The 18,234-nt window shown below is 59.8% G+C and carries 17 protein-coding genes; 12 read left to right on the forward strand and 5 right to left on the reverse strand.

Annotated elements, in window-relative coordinates; translation table 11 throughout:
* Nucleotides 1-15: 15 nt before the first annotated feature.
* The 4 genes from pilB to WAQ08_RS15830 form a co-directional block, all read right to left on the reverse strand.
* Nucleotides 16-1,737 (reverse strand): type IV-A pilus assembly ATPase PilB, encoded by a 1,722-nt coding sequence (gene pilB, locus WAQ08_RS15815; RefSeq protein WP_422192795.1) that lies wholly within the window; start codon nucleotides 1,735-1,737, stop codon nucleotides 16-18.
* Between the two features lie 157 nt (nucleotides 1,738-1,894).
* Complete coding sequence (locus tag WAQ08_RS15820) at nucleotides 1,895-3,625, reverse strand: ABC transporter ATP-binding protein (protein ID WP_422192797.1); 1,731 nt, start codon at nucleotides 3,623-3,625, stop codon at nucleotides 1,895-1,897.
* A 2-nt stretch (nucleotides 3,626-3,627) separates the two neighbouring features.
* Nucleotides 3,628-4,572: a lipopolysaccharide heptosyltransferase I gene (gene waaC / locus WAQ08_RS15825; RefSeq protein WP_422192798.1), complete on the reverse strand. Its 945-nt coding sequence runs from the start codon at nucleotides 4,570-4,572 to the stop codon at nucleotides 3,628-3,630.
* On the reverse strand, nucleotides 4,569-5,246 hold the full coding sequence (locus tag WAQ08_RS15830) for a DUF4254 domain-containing protein (protein WP_422192800.1): 678 nt from the start codon (nucleotides 5,244-5,246) through the stop codon (nucleotides 4,569-4,571). The genes waaC and WAQ08_RS15830 overlap by 4 nt, the downstream gene beginning before the upstream one ends.
* Nucleotides 5,247-5,344: 98 nt before the next feature.
* Here WAQ08_RS15830 and WAQ08_RS15835 point away from each other — a divergent pair, with 98 nt between their 5' ends.
* From WAQ08_RS15835 to WAQ08_RS15890, 12 genes are all read left to right on the forward strand, one after another.
* Nucleotides 5,345-6,457, forward strand: coding sequence for a glycosyltransferase (locus WAQ08_RS15835; protein ID WP_422192802.1), 1,113 nt, complete (start codon nucleotides 5,345-5,347; stop codon nucleotides 6,455-6,457).
* Nucleotides 6,454-7,476: a glycosyltransferase family 2 protein gene (locus WAQ08_RS15840; protein WP_422192804.1), complete on the forward strand. Its 1,023-nt coding sequence runs from the start codon at nucleotides 6,454-6,456 to the stop codon at nucleotides 7,474-7,476. The genes WAQ08_RS15835 and WAQ08_RS15840 overlap by 4 nt, the downstream gene beginning before the upstream one ends.
* A gap of 26 nt (nucleotides 7,477-7,502) precedes the next feature.
* Nucleotides 7,503-8,354, forward strand: a complete 852-nt coding sequence (locus tag WAQ08_RS15845) for a glycosyltransferase family 32 protein (RefSeq protein WP_422192806.1) — start codon at nucleotides 7,503-7,505, stop codon at nucleotides 8,352-8,354.
* 67 nt (nucleotides 8,355-8,421) lie between these two features.
* Nucleotides 8,422-9,315: a hypothetical protein gene (locus WAQ08_RS15850; RefSeq protein WP_422192808.1), complete on the forward strand. Its 894-nt coding sequence runs from the start codon at nucleotides 8,422-8,424 to the stop codon at nucleotides 9,313-9,315.
* Between the two features lie 184 nt (nucleotides 9,316-9,499).
* Nucleotides 9,500-11,299 (forward strand): glycosyltransferase family 2 protein, encoded by a 1,800-nt coding sequence (locus tag WAQ08_RS15855; protein WP_422192810.1) that lies wholly within the window; start codon nucleotides 9,500-9,502, stop codon nucleotides 11,297-11,299.
* A 119-nt stretch (nucleotides 11,300-11,418) separates the two neighbouring features.
* Nucleotides 11,419-12,162: an SAM-dependent methyltransferase gene (locus WAQ08_RS15860; protein WP_422192811.1), complete on the forward strand. Its 744-nt coding sequence runs from the start codon at nucleotides 11,419-11,421 to the stop codon at nucleotides 12,160-12,162.
* Nucleotides 12,163-12,169: 7 nt separating this feature from the next.
* Complete coding sequence (locus WAQ08_RS15865; RefSeq protein ID WP_422192813.1) at nucleotides 12,170-12,847, forward strand: acetyltransferase; 678 nt, start codon at nucleotides 12,170-12,172, stop codon at nucleotides 12,845-12,847.
* Nucleotides 12,844-13,770, forward strand: coding sequence for a hypothetical protein (locus tag WAQ08_RS15870; protein ID WP_422192815.1), 927 nt, complete (start codon nucleotides 12,844-12,846; stop codon nucleotides 13,768-13,770). Before WAQ08_RS15865 ends, WAQ08_RS15870 begins: the two co-directional genes overlap by 4 nt.
* Nucleotides 13,767-14,720, forward strand: coding sequence for a GNAT family N-acetyltransferase (locus WAQ08_RS15875; protein WP_422192816.1), 954 nt, complete (start codon nucleotides 13,767-13,769; stop codon nucleotides 14,718-14,720). Before WAQ08_RS15870 ends, WAQ08_RS15875 begins: the two co-directional genes overlap by 4 nt.
* Before the next feature lie 11 nt (nucleotides 14,721-14,731).
* On the forward strand, nucleotides 14,732-15,142 hold the full coding sequence (locus WAQ08_RS15880; protein WP_422192826.1) for a sugar 3,4-ketoisomerase: 411 nt from the start codon (nucleotides 14,732-14,734) through the stop codon (nucleotides 15,140-15,142).
* Nucleotides 15,142-16,254, forward strand: coding sequence for a DegT/DnrJ/EryC1/StrS family aminotransferase (locus WAQ08_RS15885; protein ID WP_422192818.1), 1,113 nt, complete (start codon nucleotides 15,142-15,144; stop codon nucleotides 16,252-16,254). The genes WAQ08_RS15880 and WAQ08_RS15885 overlap by 1 nt, the downstream gene beginning before the upstream one ends.
* Complete coding sequence (locus WAQ08_RS15890) at nucleotides 16,248-17,783, forward strand: hypothetical protein (protein ID WP_422192820.1); 1,536 nt, start codon at nucleotides 16,248-16,250, stop codon at nucleotides 17,781-17,783. Before WAQ08_RS15885 ends, WAQ08_RS15890 begins: the two co-directional genes overlap by 7 nt.
* Nucleotides 17,784-18,016: 233 nt before the next feature.
* On the opposite strand, the gene WAQ08_RS15895 is transcribed toward WAQ08_RS15890, so the two are convergent.
* On the reverse strand, nucleotides 18,017-18,234 hold a 218-nt coding region (locus WAQ08_RS15895; RefSeq protein WP_422192828.1), incomplete at its 5' end, for a hypothetical protein.

Genomic DNA, 18,234 nt, shown 5'->3' on the forward strand with positions numbered 1-18,234 from the left:
CTCTGGCGAGGGTTGTTAGTCGTTGGTGGCCGAAATGACTTCTTCCAGCGTGGTGACACCGCCGCGTACCTTGACCAGGCCTGATTGGCGCAAGTCGCGCACACCTTCGACTTGGGCCTGCTTGGCGATGTCCATGGCCGTGCCCTGGTTCAGGATGATGCGCTGCATTTCTTCCGTGATGGGCATCACCTGGTACAGGCCCACGCGGCCCTTGTAGCCGTTGTTGCAGCTCGAGCAGCCGATGGCGCGGTAGGGCTTCCAGTTGCCTTCCAGTTGCTCGTCGGTGAAGCCGGCTTTGACCATGGCGTCGCGTGGGTATTCGGCGGGGGCCTTGCAGTTCTCGCACAGGCGGCGCACCAGGCGTTGCGCGGTGATCAGAATCACGCTGGAGGCGATGTTGAACAAGGGAACACCCATGTTCATCAGGCGGGTCAGCGTGGTGGGCGCATCGTTGGTGTGCAGCGTGGACATCACCATGTGACCCGTTTGCGCCGCCTTGATGGCGATGTCGGCGGTCTCCAGGTCACGGATTTCACCGACCATGATCACGTCGGGATCCTGGCGCAGGAAAGCCTTGAGCGCGGTGGAGAAGTTCATCCCCGCCTTGTCGTTGACGTTGACCTGGTTGATGCCCGGCAGGTTGATTTCAGCCGGATCCTCCACCGTGGAGATGTTGACGCCCGGCTGGTTCAAGATGTTCAGGCAGGTGTAGAGCGACACCGTCTTGCCCGAGCCCGTAGGGCCGGTGACCAGCACCATCCCGTAGGGGCGCACGATGGCGTCCAGCAGGCGGGCTTTTTCTTCCGGCTCGTAACCCAGGGCTTCGATGCCCAGCTTGGCGCTGGACGGGTCCAGGATCCGGATCACGATCTTCTCGCCGAAGAGCGTGGGCAGGGTGCTGACGCGGAAGTCGATCGACTTGGTGCCGAACTTCAGCTTCATGCGGCCATCTTGCGGCACGCGCTTTTCGGCGATGTCCAGCCGCGAGATGACCTTGATGCGTGAGGCCAGTTTGTCCTTGATGGCCACCGGCGGCTGCGTGATCTCGCGCAGTTCGCCGTCGATGCGAAAGCGCACGCGGTAGTTGTACTCGTAGGGCTCGAAGTGCAGATCGGATGCGCGCGCATTGATGGCATCGACCAGCATCTTCTGCAGGAACTTCACGACGGGCGCGTCCTCGACCTCGGAGGCCAGGCTCTGTGTCTCCTGCTGGGGCTCGGAGGCGTCGTCGGTGATGTCGAAATCGAAATCTTCGTTGGCGATCGCCGCGATCTGGTCGGCTGTCGAGCCCGTGGTGCCTTCCAGAACCTTGACCAGTTTGTCATGCTCGACGATGACCCACTCGGGGTTGAGCTGGGTGGCGAACTTGATGCGTTCGATGGCTTCCTGGTCGGTCGGGTCGGCGCCGGCTACAAACAGCCGGCTGCCCCGCTTGGAGAGCACCAGTACTTGGTACTGGTTGGACAGCTTGGCGTCGATCACGCCCTGCGGCAGGCGCTGGACATCCAGTGCGCTCAGGTCGAGCAAGGGCACCGACAAGGCGCGCGACAGGGTGTGAGCCAACTCATCGGACTTGACCTTGCCCGCGGTCAGCAAGGTCGTGACGAAACTGCGGCGCTGCTCTCGGGCTGTGCGCGTGAGCTCTTCCGCCTCCCGGCTGTCGAGCTTGCCGGCATTGACCAGTACCCGTGCGACGCCAGACAGCGTTCCCGGGGATTCCGCCAAGGGTTCTGCCATGTCCTGAATAAAAATAAAGCGCTTTTGCCGATTATCCGGGCGAATGCCCGCACCGGCCCAAAGGCTGACTGTAAACCTTGCCTTGGGCGCGTCTAGTGAGATTTGCCCTGAATTTCAAGGCATTTTCCCAACAAAAACGTGACAAGGGGTTGCTGATTCAGTCAGCGGCCTGGATGCGCACCATGCCGGCGTAGATGCCGCCCTGAGCCATGAGCTCGGCGTGGGAGCCCTGCTCAGCCACCTTGCCTTCGGACATCACGAAGATGCGGTCGGCGTTCTTGATGGTGCTCAGGCGGTGGGCGATCAGGATCAGGGTTTTGTTGCCGCGCAGGTCTTCGATGGAGCGCTGAACGATTGCTTCCGACTCTGAATCCAGGGCCGAGGTGGCCTCGTCAAAGATCCAGATGGCGGCATCGCGGTACAGGGCGCGGGCGATGGCCAGGCGCTGGCGCTGGCCTCCAGAAAAGCGGCTGCCGTTGGTGCCCACAGGCGCATCCATGCCTTCCGGCAGGGTGGTGATGTGGTTCCACAGGTTGGCGGCGCGCAGGCAGCGTTCGACCTTGTCTCGATCAACACCGCCTGCACTGGCATACGCCACGTTCTGGGCGACCGAGCCTTCGAACAGCACGATGTCTTGCGACACGACGGCAAAGTGTCGGCGCAGGCTGGCCAGCTTGAGGCTGTCGATGGGGGTGCCATCGATGCGGATCTGGCCTTCGGATGGGTTGGCAAAGCGCAGCAGGGCGTTGACCACGGTGGTCTTGCCAGCCCCTGATGAGCCCACCAGCGCCACGGTCTGGCCTGCCTGGATGTCCAGGTCCAGGCTGCGCAAGGCAGGGTAGGCGGCCCCTTCGTAATCCAGCCGGACGCGGTCAAAGACGATGTGTCCCTGGCAGGTGGGCATTTCTGCGGTGCCCAGGTCGGGCTCAGGCGGGGCATCGATGAGCTCGAAGGCTCCTCGGGCAGCGATCAAAGCGTTGTTGATGGGCTGATACAGGTCCGTGACTGTGCGCAGAGGGCGGATGGCCAGCAGCATGGCCATGATGAAGGCGGTGAAATCCCCCACCGTTTTCTGGTCAGTCTGCGCTTGCGACAGGGCCAGGGTCAGGATGATGGCCACACCGATGGCCGCCACGATTTGTGTGAGTGGGCTCACCATGTTGCTGGCCACCACCTGTTTCATGTACATGCGCCGATGGTGGTTGGCCTGCACATCGAAGCGACCGGTTTCGAAATCAGCGGCATCGAAGGTGCGCACCACCCGCCAGGCGCGGGCGTTATCGTCCACCGTGCCGACCATGGTCTGTTGGGCCTGGTAGGTTGCTTCGCCCACGTGAGTCAGCCGCTTTTGCACCAGCTTGACAGTCAGGCCCAGCAAGGGGGCCACTACCATGGACAGCATGGTGAGCTGCCAGTTGAGATAAAAGAGGTAGCCGACAAGACACAGCAGCGTGGTGCCATCCTTGAGGAACGCGACAGCCGATCCACCCAGGCTGTTCGCAGCAACTTGAGGGTCATTGATAACTTTGGTCACAGCCAGGCCAGGGCCAATGCGGGTGAACAAGCTGGCATCTGCCTTGAGCAGGCCCCGCATGAGGTCTCTGCGCAGCGCCATGACCATGCTGGAGGTGGCCGAGTTCATGGTGAAGGTGCCCATGAACGAGAACAGGCCGCGGATGGTGAACAGGCCGATCACCACAGCAGGTACCACCCACAGCGGGTACTGCAAGCCTTCTTTGAAGCCCGAGTCGAGCAGGCGCTTGAACAGCTCCGGAATCAATGGTTCAACGGCTGAGCTGGCGATGAAGAATCCGATCGTGCCTGCCAGCATGCGCCATTGAGGGCGCGCGTATTGCCACAGCCGTTTGGAGGTGTCTTTGTAGTCCATGATCAGTGAGCAGCGACCGCGTCCAGCACGGCTTGTAGGGACGGTACCTGGCCTTTGCCGCCCAGGCTGGTCACGCGGCCGGAGCCGGTGACGCCGGCCAGGCCGGGTTCGTGATCGCAGTAGATGCCGATGGTGGTGCGTCCGTGTGCAGCCGCGATGTGGGTCATGCCGGTGTCCAGCCCGACCACGATCTGTGCTTGTGCCAGGGTGTCAGCCGCCTCGGCCACGGTCAGAAAGGGTGGCACGGCGGCGCCGATGGCCTGGGCGATCTCTTGGGCGCGCAACTGTTCGTCAGGGCTGCCCCACATCACGGCCACCGCCAGGCCGTTTTGCATGAGTTGACGCCCCACCGCGATCCAGTCGGCTTGCGGCCACAGCTTTTCTGGCCGGCTGGCACACGGAATCAGCACAGCGTAGGGCCCCGACGCAGGTTGCCAAGCCGGGGTGTTTTGGCGCAGACCGAAGTCTGGCGGCGTGGTTGGCAGCGGGTAGGCCAGCGCGTGAGCGGCGAGCCGGCGGCAACGGTCTACGGCGTGCAGGTCGCGGGGCACGCGAGCGCGGCGCTGGTAGAGCAGGCTGGCCAGTGGCTCGCGGATACTGCGCCAGTCATAGCCTGCCCGTGGGCCCGTGGCAAAACAGGCAAAGCTGGCGCTTTTGAGCAAGCCCTGCATGTCGATGATGAGGTCGTAGCGGCTCTGCTTCATTTCGGCTCGCCACTGGCTCAGTGCGGCCCGGGTGTCCGGTGAGCGCAGCGATTTGCGCCACTTGCGCCACTGGATGGGGATGACGCGCTGCACGGCACGGTGCTGCGACGGGATGGCCGAAAAGCTCTTCTCGACCAGCCAGTCGATCTGCAGCCCGGGGATCGCGTGGACCATGTCGCTCAAGGCGGGCAATGCGTGCACCACATCGCCCATGGAACTGGTCTTGACGATCAGAACCCTCACGCCTTGCCTTGCGATGGGCCACGCTCGGCCACCAGGGCGGGGTTGAAGCGGGGGTCATTGTACATCTTGAACTGGCGGTAGATCTTGAAGTGAGCAGCGCCGGACTGGCAGTCGGCCACCAGGCGATCCAGGCACGAGGCCAGATCCTTGCGTTGCTGCTCTAGGCGTGCCAGCTTGACGGCGCTGGATTGGCGGTGCTCATCATCGACGTCGGTGCGCTGCGTCTGCCAGCGCATGGCGTGGACCTTCAGGGCCATGATCGACATCCGGTCGATGATGCTGCCGGCGGTTTCGCTGTTCAGTCGAGCAGAGGCCGATGCCAGGGACACGGGGGACGCCGTGGCTGCCGAGGCACGGTCGACCAGGCCGAGGCTGACCAGCAGCAGTTCGTCGACCCGCTCGGTGGCATCGTTGCGGGCCTGGTTGTACCCGTCGATGGCCCGTTTGTTGGCGGCGATCTCCGAATCGCCGACCTGGGTGCGGCGCGCCAGATCCTCTTCAGCCCACAGCAGGCTGTTGAAGCGGTGGTTGGCACGGATCCAGTAAAGGTGGTTGAAGTCTTGCGGCTCAGCCGGTGCGGCCACTGGCGGTCCGCCCGAGGCTGCCAGGGCCGCGTCGTGCAGGTCGATCACCTGGGCAGCCAGGCCGGAGAGCGTGTTCTCTTCAGATGTCATGCCGGAATTATCGTCTTGAGGTGGCAAAATCTTGCCTTCTTCTCTGATGAACCAGAATTATGAGCATGCCGGCAGCGGGTGCGACTGACACACCGGCCATGGAGCCGCTGAGGGTACTGCACTTTGTCTCTGGTGGTTTTTCGGGCGCGACGCAGGTGGCCATCGAGCTGGTGTCGGCGGCATGCCGGGCGGGCTCATCCGTGAAACCCTTGCTGGTCTTGAGGCGCAAGCGCAAGACTGACCCGGCACGGGTCATGGCGCTGCAGGCCACGATCCCGGTGGAGACCGTCCCGGGTTGGGCCCATGCGGCGACCGTGTCATCGCTGGTGGCCGTTTGCCAGCGGTTTCAGCCCGATGTGCTGGTGGCGCATGGCTTCAGCGAGCACTTGTTGGGCCGGTACGCAGGCCTGCTGGCCAAGGTGCCGGTGCTGATCCACGTAGAGCACAACTCGCGCGAGCGCTACACCCCCTGGCGCCTGGCGCAGGCACGCTGGCTGGCCCGGCGCACCACCCAGATCGTGGGCTGCTCTGAAGGGGTTCGAAAGCGACTGCTGGAGCTGGGTTTTCCGGCTGACATCACCACCGCCATTCCGAACGGGATCCGGCTGGAGCCTTTCGAGGGTGCCGAGCAACACCCCTTCGCGGAGCGCGTGCCGGGCATTGTCATGTCGGCGCGGTTTTCCGGTCAGAAGGATCACGCCACGCTGCTGAAGGCCATCGCGCTGCTGGCCGAGAAGGGGATGAAGCCGCCTGTGCTGCTGGCCGGTGGTGGCAAGGCGTCGGCCCGGCGCCGTGCGGAGAGGCTCACGGCTCAACTGGGCATTGCCGGGCAGGTGCGGTTTCTGGGTTTTTGCGACCATGTGCCACGCTTGCTGATGACGCACCAGATCGCGGTGCTGAGCACGCATTACGAGGGCATGCCCCTGGCGCTGGTTGAAGCCATGGCGGCCGGCTGTGCCGTGGTTGGCAGCGATGTGGTGGGTGTCAGCGAGTTGATCGAAGATGGGGATAATGGTCGGCTGGTACCTGAAAGCGATCCTGCGGCGTTGGCCGAGGTCCTTCATCAGTTGCTGCGGGACCCGATCACTGCTGCCGGATTGGCCGCCCGCGGACGTGCGGCAGCCCTATCAAAACACAGTCGAGAGATCATGACCGCGCGCTACGAAAGCCTGTTCATGGATCTTGCCGAGACGTCGAAGCGATCCTCATGAGTGCTGATCCCTGGCTGAGCATCCTGCTCCCGGTTTTCAACGTGGAGCCCTATCTGCGGGAGTGCGTTGAATCCATCGTGCAGCAGTGCGATGAGCACGTCGAGATCGTGCTGCTCGATGACTGCGCCACCGATGGCTCCGCTGACCTGATGCGCACGCTGCAAAGCGAGTGGCCTGGCCGGCTGACGTTGATGAAGCATGAGCGCAACCGTGGGCTGAGTGCGGCGCGCAACACCATGCTGGCCGCGGCCAAGGGGCGATATCTGTGGTTTGTGGACTCGGATGACAAGCTCATGCCGGGTGCGCTGGCTTCCTTGAAGTCCATTGTTGATCAGCATGCCCCCGAGTTGATTCTGTGCGATTTCAAGATGTGGCGACAGCCCACAAAGCTGAAGCATCGCTTGCGCGGTGAACTGCACCGGCATACGTTCAAAGGGCCGGCCAGGCAGTTGTTGACGGATCGGTCTGCGTTGGTGGAAGGGATGTTCAGCCCAGGGCACATGCACATCTGGTCAAAGATCTCGAAGCGGGAGCTTTGGTCTGGCGGGCTGAGGTTTCCGGAGGGGCGCTTCTTTGAGGACATGCCGGTCACAGCCCGCTTGGCCTTGAGGGCGCGGAGCTATTTCTATCAAGACAGTGTTTGGGTGGCCTATCGGCAGCGTGCGGGAAGCATCCTGGCGGCCATGTCAGAGGCCAAGGCCAGAGACCTGTCTCAGGCGATGCTGGGCTATCGGCAGGAGGCGCTGAGTTGCGATCCTCCACTCAGCCATGAGGCGATGTTCTCAATCGATTTCTGCGTGGCCAAGAACTTCATCTGTGTGGCGAGGTATCTGGACAGAGCCAAGCCGCCGACAGCCAGGGCATTGGGGCTTGAAGCGCGGGCCAATTTTGATCATTCGATCACGTTGGGCCCCAGCAGCTTGCGAACCGCCTATCGACGGCATGGGTGGCTCTGGCGATGGCTGCGCCTGGCATTCTGGTTGCGAGCTCTCACGCCCTCGAAAGTTGGCTCGCCATGAATTCGCTTGACCTGGAACTGCCGCCCATGACGGTGATCGATGTGGTTGGCCGCGATGCTGACAACGATGCCACTGCTGCCCCCATACCGAAGATCATCTGGTCGTTTTGGCACGATGCCACACCCCCCTTGATCGTGCAGCGTTGCGTGGATGGGTGGAGGCGCTTGAATCCCGGCTATCGCGTTGAGCTTTTGCATGCGGGCACTGTGAATCGGTTCATCCAGCAAGCAGATTTGCCTCGGGGTTTTGACAAACTGAGCAATTTCCGCAAAGCCGATTGGTTGAGGTTGGCATTGGTGTCTCGTCATGGTGGGGTGTGGATGGATGCTTCCATCCTCTTGACCCGCTCACTGGATTGGCTTGTTGATCCGCAACGCTCGAAAGGTCGGTTCACTGGTTTTTACTTGGAGGGGTACACCACCCGCCGGGACCGCCCGGTCATCGAGAATTGGTGCTTTGCAGCACCAGCCGGCAATGTTTTTGTCACCAGATGGTGTCAGGTTTTTACGGAAGAAGTCATTGAGGCCAGTGAATTGCAGTTTCTGCAAAAACTGGAATCGAAGGGTATTTATGAGCAGGTGGTGGGTGCGATAGACAACCCGAAATACTTGGCGGCCCATGTGGCAGCCCAGTATGTTCTGCACGAAAGCGGGACCACAGGTATGCGCCTGATCAAAGCGGAAGACAGCGCATACCTCCATCATGCGCAAGTCGGCTGGAAGCGTCGCACTCTGCTATGGCTAATATTGATCAGGAAGGCCGCGACTCACACCGCGCCGCTTATCAAGCTTCGTAAAAAGGAACGCGAGCGTATTGAGCGTTATTTGCGATGGGGGTTTTTCAGGCAAGGAAGTATCGCTTCCATTTTTTTAAAGTGACCAGACTATGACGCTTAATTCTTTGAGGCCCCATGCACTGTGAAGATGACTTGGACGGATGATTTTTATGGGGTCAATGATCTCAGGTTCGGTTTCACTGTGTGTCGATCAATTTGCAATGCTGGACATTGAATTAGTTAAGGCCGTTAGCATGTTTCGAAGTCAGCGATGGCGTTTTTTGCGCAATACCCTGCAAACGCTTTTCCGCCGTTGGAGTGTCAAGCCTGCCCACGATGCTTTGCAAGCTGTGCGTGGTCAACGCGTTCTGGTGCTGGGCATTTATCTGGGTGATCGATTCAACTTGGCCGCACACCTCTATGAGCGGTTCATGCAGAGCAGCGCGTTGATGGTGGATCAACGTTGGGCTGCGTTTTCTCGCAAAGATGCTCATCCGGGGCTGGCTGCAGCAACCACATTGTTGCTGTCATCTCCGCTCAACAAGTTCGCGGTTCTGAATCTGTTGCTGGAGGGGGTTGATCTTGCCCAGTACGACTTGCTGATCGTCAGTGACGATGATGTGTTTGTGCCAGATGGATTTTTGGATACCTATGTGTCGGTTCAACATGCGTTGAACTTGGATCTTGCGCAGCCTGCCAGAGCGATCCACAGTTTTTACGATCATCGATTTACGCTGCGCAGGCCCTGGCTGTCAGGTCGCCTGACCCGTTTTGTAGAAATCGGCCCCATTTTTTCAATGACCCCCGCGGCGTTTGAACGTTTGGTGCCCTTTGATATTGGATCCCCCATGGGGTGGGGACTCGACTTGGTGTGGCCAAAGTTAATGGAGGATGGGCGTTTGGGCATTGTGGATCGGGTGAGCGTTGACCACAGTTATCGTGGGCAGAGCATGACCTACGCTCGTGAAACCACGGTTGCCCGAACAAAGGACTACTTGGCCGGAACGCCTCACGTGCCTTTCGCTCAAGCCCTGGTCGTGTTGCGCCAGTATTTTTTATTTTGATCTTCTCTGGTATCACCAACGGTGCCATGGTGCTACGCTGCGCAAAGCAACATGCTTTTCTGGCTTGATGTTTTGCCAGTGGATGATTTCACAAGGTAGATCGCATTCGGAAAAGTTTGTTTCAATTTGAAGCAATTAAAAATGCTGATCCCGCACGAATACAGAGGTCTCTCGGCTTTCCCCCATGCCTATAATCAAGATCATTTCCCGCTGGAATCACAAGCGACTTGAGCAGCGAAGGCAGGCGCGGCTGAAGAAGTTGGCCCCATCTTACTTGCGCTGGGTTGAAGACTTTGGCGATCTGTCGGCCAAGCAAGCTGCCGAACTGCGTGTCCGCTGCCGAGACACAGGCCCCCTGATTTCGGTCGTGATGCCGACCTATAATCCCAATATCCGTCATTTGCGCGAAGCCATTGATTCTGTGCTTGGCCAGATCCATGGCCGGGTAGAGCTGTGTATTGCCGATGATGCTTCGACGAACCCAGAGGTTCGCGCGACCATCAAAGCATTCGCCCTCCGAGATTCTCGTATAAAGTTTGTGTTTCGGGAGCATAACGGCCACATATCCGCAGCATCCAACAGTGCTCTCGAATTGGCTACAGGGGAATTCGTAGCTTTGCTTGATCAAGACGATTTGTTGGCTAATTTTGCACTGGCCGCAGTGGCGAGGGCTATTGCTGACCACCCAAATGCCGGTCTGATCTATTCGGATGAAGACAAGATCAACGATAAGGGGCGCCGATTTGACCCACATTTCAAGCCGGAGTGGAATGCTGTTTTGCTGCGTTCACAAAATTACATCTGCCACCTTGCTGTGATTCGACGCAGCCTGATCAATGAGGTTGGGGGTTTTCGTCAGGGGTTTGAGGGATCACAGGATCATGACCTGATATTGCGTTGCACCGAAAAACTGCAGAATTCTCAGGTTGTGCACATTCCCTTGGTGCTTTACCACTGGCGCATGCACGAAGGCAGTACGGCACAGAATCCGGACTGCAAACCTTATGCGCAGATCAATGGTTGCAAGGCGATTCAGGGGCATCTCGACAGATTGAGCGTAGAGGCCGTTGTTGAGAAGGATGGCCCGTTCTATCGGGTTCACTATGCTTTGCCCGAGGTGTTGCCTCGGGTCAGCATCATTTTGCTCACCAGGGATCGCCCTGAATTGCTGCGCAAGTGCGTACAGCCTTTGCTTGATTCAACGAAGTACGACAACTTTGAGTTGATCATTGTTGACAACGGAACGGTAGACGTTGATGCCTTGGGGCTGCTGAACGGCTTTGCCGACGATCCAAGGGTAAAACTGCTTCGAGACGCTTCGCCGTTCAACTTCTCTGCGCTCAACAACCGAGCTGTACAACACGCGACCGGTGAGTACCTCTGCTTGATGAACAACGACATTGAAGTGCTGCAGGAGCATTGGCTGAACGAGATGGTGTCGGTAGCCGTGCAGCCAGGTGTTGGCGCCGTAGGCGCACGTCTGTTTTACCCCGACGAGACAATCCAGCACGCGGGAGTGATGCTTGGGCTCACTGGGATCGCCGGCCACCCCTTCAAGCATCAAAAGCGGGACGATTCACACTACATGGCTCGGCCTCAACTCATGCAGGAAATGTCTGCGGTGACGGCCGCCTGCATGCTGATGCCTCGCCATGTCTATGTGCAGCTCGGCGGGCTGGATGAAGCCAATCTGGCGGTGGCGTTCAATGATGTCGATCTATGCCTGCGCATTCGCGAGGCAGGTTTTCGCATTGTCTATGACCCTTATGCAGAGTTTGTGCACCACGAGTCGGTGTCTCGGGGCCAGGAAGACACGCCGGAAAAGAGTGATCGTTTTCAGCGCGAAGAGCGCTACATGGTACAACGGTGGGGGAAGTTGCTAGCCTGCGACCCAGCGTACAACCCTAACCTGACATTGGACGAAGAGAGTTTCTCTATCGCAGCCCAACCCCGCGTCCGGGCTCACACTTGGCTGGCCCGTTGACCTGTCGGTAGCGCCATGCCTTCTGCTCTTGGCGCCGTCCAGCACCGTGTTCATCACTTGTCAGCTTGTGCGAAACTCGTAGTGACCCGCGTAACTTTCAAGCCCATAGGGACAACCTGGTGACGAAGAACTTTACCCAACTCGGTTATGAAGACTTCAGAGATCTGGCGTCAGACCCCAGCTTGTCCAAGTACGAGAAAATCGGCTTTCCTGATGCTTACAGGGATGGCTACGAAGATCAGATTTTCGCTGACATCTGCGCCAAGGCCACCCATTTGGGGCGGTCCGCTCAGACCGTGGTGGACATTGGCCCGGGCTGTTCAGACTTGCCAAACAAGTTGATCAACCTGTGTGTTGACCGGCAACACCAACTCACCCTGATCGACAGCGCCGAGATGTTGTCTTTGCTGCCTGGTGGCTCAGGGGTTGAAAAGGTTGACGCGCTGTTTCCCAAGTGCCCTGAGTTGAACGAACGCCTTGCTCAGAAGGTGGATGTCATCGTCTGCTACAGCGTGCTTCAGTACGCCCTCATTGATACTGCGCTCTACCGATTCATTGACGCCGCGTTGAGCCTTCTGGCGCCTGGTGGCCAGCTTCTGCTGGGGGACATCCCCAACGTGTCCAAGCGAAAACGTTTCTTCGCCAGCGAAGCCGGCATCGCTTATCACAAGACCTTTATGAAAACGGACCAGGCGCCTGAGGTGGTGTTCAACCGCATCGAGTTTGATCAACTCGATGATGCGATTGTTCTGTCGCTTCTTCAGCGGGCGAGAGCACAAGGCTTTGATGCCTATGTGTTGCCGCAGCACCCCGGCCTGCCCATGGCCAATCGCCGTGAAGACGTTCTGATCACAAGGCCTTGAGAGACACATGCTAAAGACTCATCAACTGGTGATCATCGGAGACAGCGCTTTTGCGGAAGTGGCGTATGAGTGCTTCACGCACGACTCTCCTTACGAGGTGGTCGCGTTTGCAGTGGAGCGGGCTTACCTGGACAAGGCCAGCCTTTTCGGCCTCCCGGTGGTGGCGCTCGAAGATCTGCCTGAGCGCTTCCCTCAAGGATCGGTTCACTTCTATGCCGCCCTGGTCTACACCCAGTTGAACCGATTGCGCACTCGCCTGTATGAGGCGACCAAGGCGATGGGGTACCAACCAGCGAGCTATATCAGCAGCAGAGCTTTCGTTTGGCACAACGTGGAGTTTGGTGAACACTGCTTTGTGTTTGAGGACAATACGTTGCAGCCTTTCGTGAAGGTGGGGTGCAACGTTGTGCTCTGGAGTGGCAACCACATCGGGCATCACACCCGCATTCAGGACCACTGCTTCGTGTCGTCGCATGTCGTGATATCGGGCTTCTGCGACATCGGTGCGTCCAGCTTCCTGGGCGTCAACGCGACCATCGCGAACAACGTGTCCATTGGCGCCGACAACTGGCTGAGTCCCTCGGTGACGGTGACCAAAGACACCTTGCCTGCGCAGTTGATCCGCGCGCCCAAGCCCGAAGTGCACAAAGTTTCCACGCTCGACTTCTTCAAGGTGCCGCAATGAAATGGCGCAAGCTGGGCGTTGTCTGGAACACGGATGGCCGGCACGAGTGGTCGAAAAGCCATGCCATGGGGCCGACCCCGTTTCGCCTGGACGAGTCCACGATTCGGGTCTACCTGACGACGCTCGATGGAGAAGGGCGGGGGCGGGCCACCTATGTGGATGTCAGTGCTCAGGATCCGACGCGGGTTCTGGCAGTGGCCTCCCAACCTGTGCTGGATGTGGGGGAGCCTGGTGCGTTCGACGACAACGGCCTCATGCCCCTGAGCATCGTCCGGGTCGATGATGCCGGAGGTCTGTACATGTATTACTCAGGGTTCGAGTTGTGCCACCGGATCCGCTACCGGATCTTCTCCGGCGTGGCCGTGAGTCGTGATGGCGGACAGACCTTCACGCGGCTGCGGCGCACGCCCATCCTTGATCGGTCCGACGCGGAGATGTTCTTCCGTGGCGGCCCTTATGTGCTGAAGGAGCAGGACAGGTTTCGAATGTGGTACGTAGCAGGCAGCTCATGGACCGAGCTCAACGGCAAGGCCATGCCCGTGTATGACATGAAGTATGCCGAGTCGGACGATGGCATCCACTGGCCATCCGAAGGGGTGACGGTGTTGCCCATCACCCAGGATGACGAACACGGCTTTGGGCGGCCCTGGCTGTTTCGAAGGGCAGAGGCTTCGTATGATCTCTACTATTCGGTCAGGTGGCGCTCACTGGCCGCTTACCGCATGGGGTACGCCAGCTCTCATGATGGGCTGAGTTGGCATCGTCAGGACGACGCGTTCGGCTTGGACATCAGCGACGCTGCTTTCGAGAACGAGGCCGTGATGTATGCCGCCGTGATCGACATCGACGGCAAGGAGTACTGCTTCTACAACGGCAACGGTTTTGGCCGCGACGGGTTTGCCGTCGCAGAGCGTCTGGCATGACCATCCGGGTCGAGCCGTACACCGAGGCCCGCGCCTCCGACTGGGAGCGCTTTTGTGAGGGTGCTCTTAACAGCACCATGCTGCACACCAGGCGTTTCCTTTCCTACCATGGCGACCGTTTCAAGGACTGCTCGCTCATGCTGCTGGATGACCGCTCGATCATCGGCGTGTTCCCAGCGGCGGAGCGTCCTGCCGATGCCCGCCTGGTGGTAAGCCATCCTGGGGCCACCTATGGGGGCGTGGTCCACGATGGGCGCCTTGGGGGCGAACGCATGATGCAGGCGCTGCAGTCGGTGGTCGACTTCTACCGTGCCCAGGGATACGCAGCTTTGCACTACAAGGCCTTGCCTTCGACTTACAGCAGGGTTCCCGCGCAGGATGATCTGTATGCGCTGTTCAGGCTGGGCGCGGTACGCATCCGGTGTGATCTGTCTTCGAGTGTCTGCCTGTCGGATCGACGGCCCGCGCCTGAGCGGCGGCGAAGGGCCTTGAAAAAATCCTTGGCTCAGGTGTCTGTCGAGTGGGACACGCTGGGCTGGCCGCAGGTGTGGCAGTTGATCGCCGACAACTTGGCCCGCAAGCACGGAGCGAGCCCCGTGCACACGGTCGAGGAGCTTGCAGCCTTGCACCAACGCTTCCCGGACCTCATCCGGATCGCGTCTGCCCATTGCGAAGGCACGCCAGTTGCTGCGGTGGTGCTGTTCAATGCCCGCCACGTTTGGCACGCCCAGTACATCGCCTCCAGTGAGCGGGGCCATGAGACGCATGCGCTGGATGCGATTTTTGAGTCCGTCATCTCGCGTGCTGCCCAAGCGGGGGCCCGCTACTTCGATTTCGGCACCAGCAACGAAGAGGCGGGCAAGATCCTGAACTCGGGGCTGTACCAGTTCAAGAGCGAATTTGGCGGTGGCGGTGTTGTCCACGAGTTCTATGAATTGACCATCCAATGAACGCGAAGAACATGAAGATCAAGGATTGCGTGCGCATCGACCTTCCTCGCAAGATCGATGTTCGAGGAAGCTTGACCTTCATCGAAGGTGGCAACCACATCCCCTTTGACATCAAGCGCGTTTTCTATCTGTATGACGTGCCCACCGCCGAGGGGCGTGGGGCGCATGCACATCGCGAGCTTTATCAATTCCTGGTCTGCCTTTCCGGCAGCTTTGATGTGGCCGTGGACGATGGTACCGAGCAGTCCATCATCCATCTGAACCGGCCGTGGCAAGGGGTGCTGGTGCCGCCCATGATCTGGGCCTCCGAAGTCAACTTTGACCCTGGTTCCGTGTGTCTGGTGCTGGCATCCATGCTGTATGACGAAGCCGATTACATCCGGGACCACGACACCTTCCTCATGGAAAAGGGAATCGCCTGATGCGGGTGCCGTTTCTTGATCTGCACGCGGGCTACAGTGAGCTGAAGTCGCAGGTCGATACTGCCATTGCCCGAGTCAGCCAGTCAGGTTGGTATGTGCTCGGACCAGAGGTCGAAGCGTTCGAGCAATCCTTTGCAGGCTATTGCGAGGCAACGTCCTGCGTCGGCGTCGCGAACGGTTTGGATGCGCTGCACATCGGCTTGCTGGCGCTGGGCATCGGCCCTGGCGATGAGGTCATCGTGCCGTCCAACACCTACATCGCGACTTGGCTGGCCGTGACACAGGCCGGTGCGAAGGTGGTCCCGGTCGAGCCTGACCCCTTGACCCACAACATCGACCCAGCCCTGATTGAACAGGCCATCACCAGCAGGACGAGGGCGATCCTTCCTGTCCACCTGTATGGCTTGCCGGCAGACATGGACGCCATCTGCCAGATCGCGGCACGCCATGGTCTCGCGGTTCTGGAGGATGCTGCGCAGGCGCACGGAGCTCGGTACAAGGGACGTCGAATCGGCAGCCATGGCGACTTGGTGGCCTGGAGCTTCTATCCCAGCAAGAATCTGGGCGCCATGGGCGATGCCGGCGGGCTCACCCTCAGGGAAGGTGCGCTGGCGGACAAGATCCGGGCGCTGAGGAACTACGGTTCGGCTCGTCGTTACGTGAACGAGGTGCGTGGGCTCAACAGCCGGCTTGATCCGATCCAGGCGGCGGTGCTCGGCACCAAGCTCCAGGTGCTGGACGAGTGGAACGAACGGCGAGCGCAGACCGCCCGGTATTACCAGGAGCACCTTGGCCAGGCCACGCGCCTGACGCTGCCCGTCGAGCCCAAGGGAACCTTGTGTGCCTGGCATCTGTTCGTCGTGCGACACCCTGATCGAGACCATTTGCACAAGGCATTGGCCGATCGTGGTGTCGACACCCTGATCCATTACCCGATCGCGCCGCATCTGCAGCAGGCCTACGCGGACCTGGGCCTGAAGAAGGGCGCGCTTCCCATCGCTGAGCGATTGGCGGATGAGGTGCTGAGCCTGCCCATCGGCCCACACATCACGCCCGAGCAACGCCGGCGAGTGGTCGAGGCCGTGCTCGAGGTGGAGGGGCTGTCGTGCTGAAGACCTGTGCTGAACTGTCCCTGGATGAGATAGAGCAGGAGGTGGACGGGCATCTCCGCGACAGGCGTGTTGGCGGTGCTCTGGACGCGATCCGCGATGCCGTGGACACGGTCATCAACCATCCACGATCGGTTGCGCGTGTGTACGCCAGTTTCCGACTGGACCGACTTTGCGAGCGGGTAGCCTTGGCGGTACCAGAGATCATGCCTGCCCCCGTTTCCCACACGGGGCAAGGTGGTGGCACGGTCATCGTGGCCACCGAACTGGCCGCGGCGGGAGGGCACGTCGAAGTTATCAAGGACCTGATCCGCTTGGGTGACATTCCCCAGCCGATCGACTTGTTTCTCACAAACAACTTTGAGCGCATTGATGCGTCGACGCAGCAAGGTCATGCCGCATTGATCGGCGTGCCGTTGGGCATCGCAGCAGGGCAGGGCAGCGGAGAGCGACTAGACAGCACGATGGCGTTTCTGCGTGAAAGGCGGCCTGACACTTTGGTGCTGTTGGTACACAACCAGGATGCAACAGGGATCGTCGCAGGGCTGGCGTGCGGAGCCCGCAAGGTCGTCTTTGTGCACCATGGCGATCACCATCTCAGTCTGGGTGTCACGTGTCCATCCATGGTTCACGTGGACCTCAGCAATTTCGCCTTCTGCAACTGCCGGCAAGCCCTGGGTCTAACGAACAATGTGTTCTGGCCACTGACGCTGTCGTCCACGAAGGCACACCGGCATGGTGGTGCGTTCATGGCCGAAGGGCATGCTGTGACCTGTTGTGTAGGGCGCCCCGAAAAATTCGATGATCCCCGTTATCGGTACCAGTATCTCGATCTACTGGGGCCCATGCTGAGGGCCACGGGAGGGCGGCATCTCCACATCGGACAACTCAGTGCGGGCCAGTTGGAACGCATAGGTCAGAGCCTTGCCTCGCACGGCGTGGATGGGAGTCGCTTCACGCACCTGCCATGGGTAGACTCCGTGTCTCGTGCCCTGATCGAGCAGGGGGTCGATCTATACATGACGTCGTTTCCCTACGGCGGGGGCAAGGCACAGGTCGAGGCCATGGCCACGGGCCTGCCCGTGCTCATCCACCAGAACTACCGCTCACGCTTCCTCAGTGGCATCGACCTGGGTTATCCGGGTGTGTTGACCTGGCGCGACGACAAGGAACTGGGCCGCGTGCTGCAAGCCTTGACCCCAGAGCTGCTGAGCAGCCACGGGCAGGCGGCGAGGGCCCACTTTGAGCGGCACCATTCCGAGGCGGCTCTCAGGCGGGCCATGCGCGCCTCAGCGACCAGTGAACAGGATGTGCCTGCTCTGGCCGTGGTTCATGAAGACGGATTGCAGGCGTTTCTTGAAGATGAAGACCTGTTCAAGGTGGCGGTGCTTGATGGCCGGGAGAGCAACGAAGAGATTGCCCATCTTAGGCAGATACTGGCCCATCAAGAGGCAGAGATGCGTGTGTTGCGCAAGAAAGCGCGCTTTCTTGGCGGCGTCCGCTACAAGCTCACGACCATGCTGAAGAGCTGAACTGTCTGCGCCATGTTCCAGATCACCCCGCGCGCAGCAGGCTTGCACGTTGGCCCCCAGGACAGCATTGCCTCCCTCACTGGCTTGCGTTTCATCGCGGCGTTCATGATTGTGATCCTGCATTCCTAGTCTTACTGTGTCATAAAAATCAAGGCATTATGTGCATCTCTTCATTCTTTGCGTGAGGGACGATGGATGCGAGCGAACGCTTTGATGAGTACATGGATCACCTGTCACAAGGTCTTGGGCATGCGGATCGCCACGCGGGGCTCAAGGGTCGGCCTTGCAAAACCGCCACAATCTCGATGGATACAGGTGGGATCGGGCAATTGGGGCTGGTCAGAACTCTCGGTTTTGTGTGCAATGACGCTCAGTTTCTGGGAGTTTTGAGGACCTGAACAGATGAGCACGCCCGACTTTTTTCGCGCCCGGCTGGATGCCATGATCGATC

Origin of the sequence: Aquabacterium sp. (genome assembly GCF_049274795.1) — a bacterium.
Lineage (GTDB): Bacteria > Pseudomonadota > Gammaproteobacteria > Burkholderiales > Burkholderiaceae_C > Aquabacterium.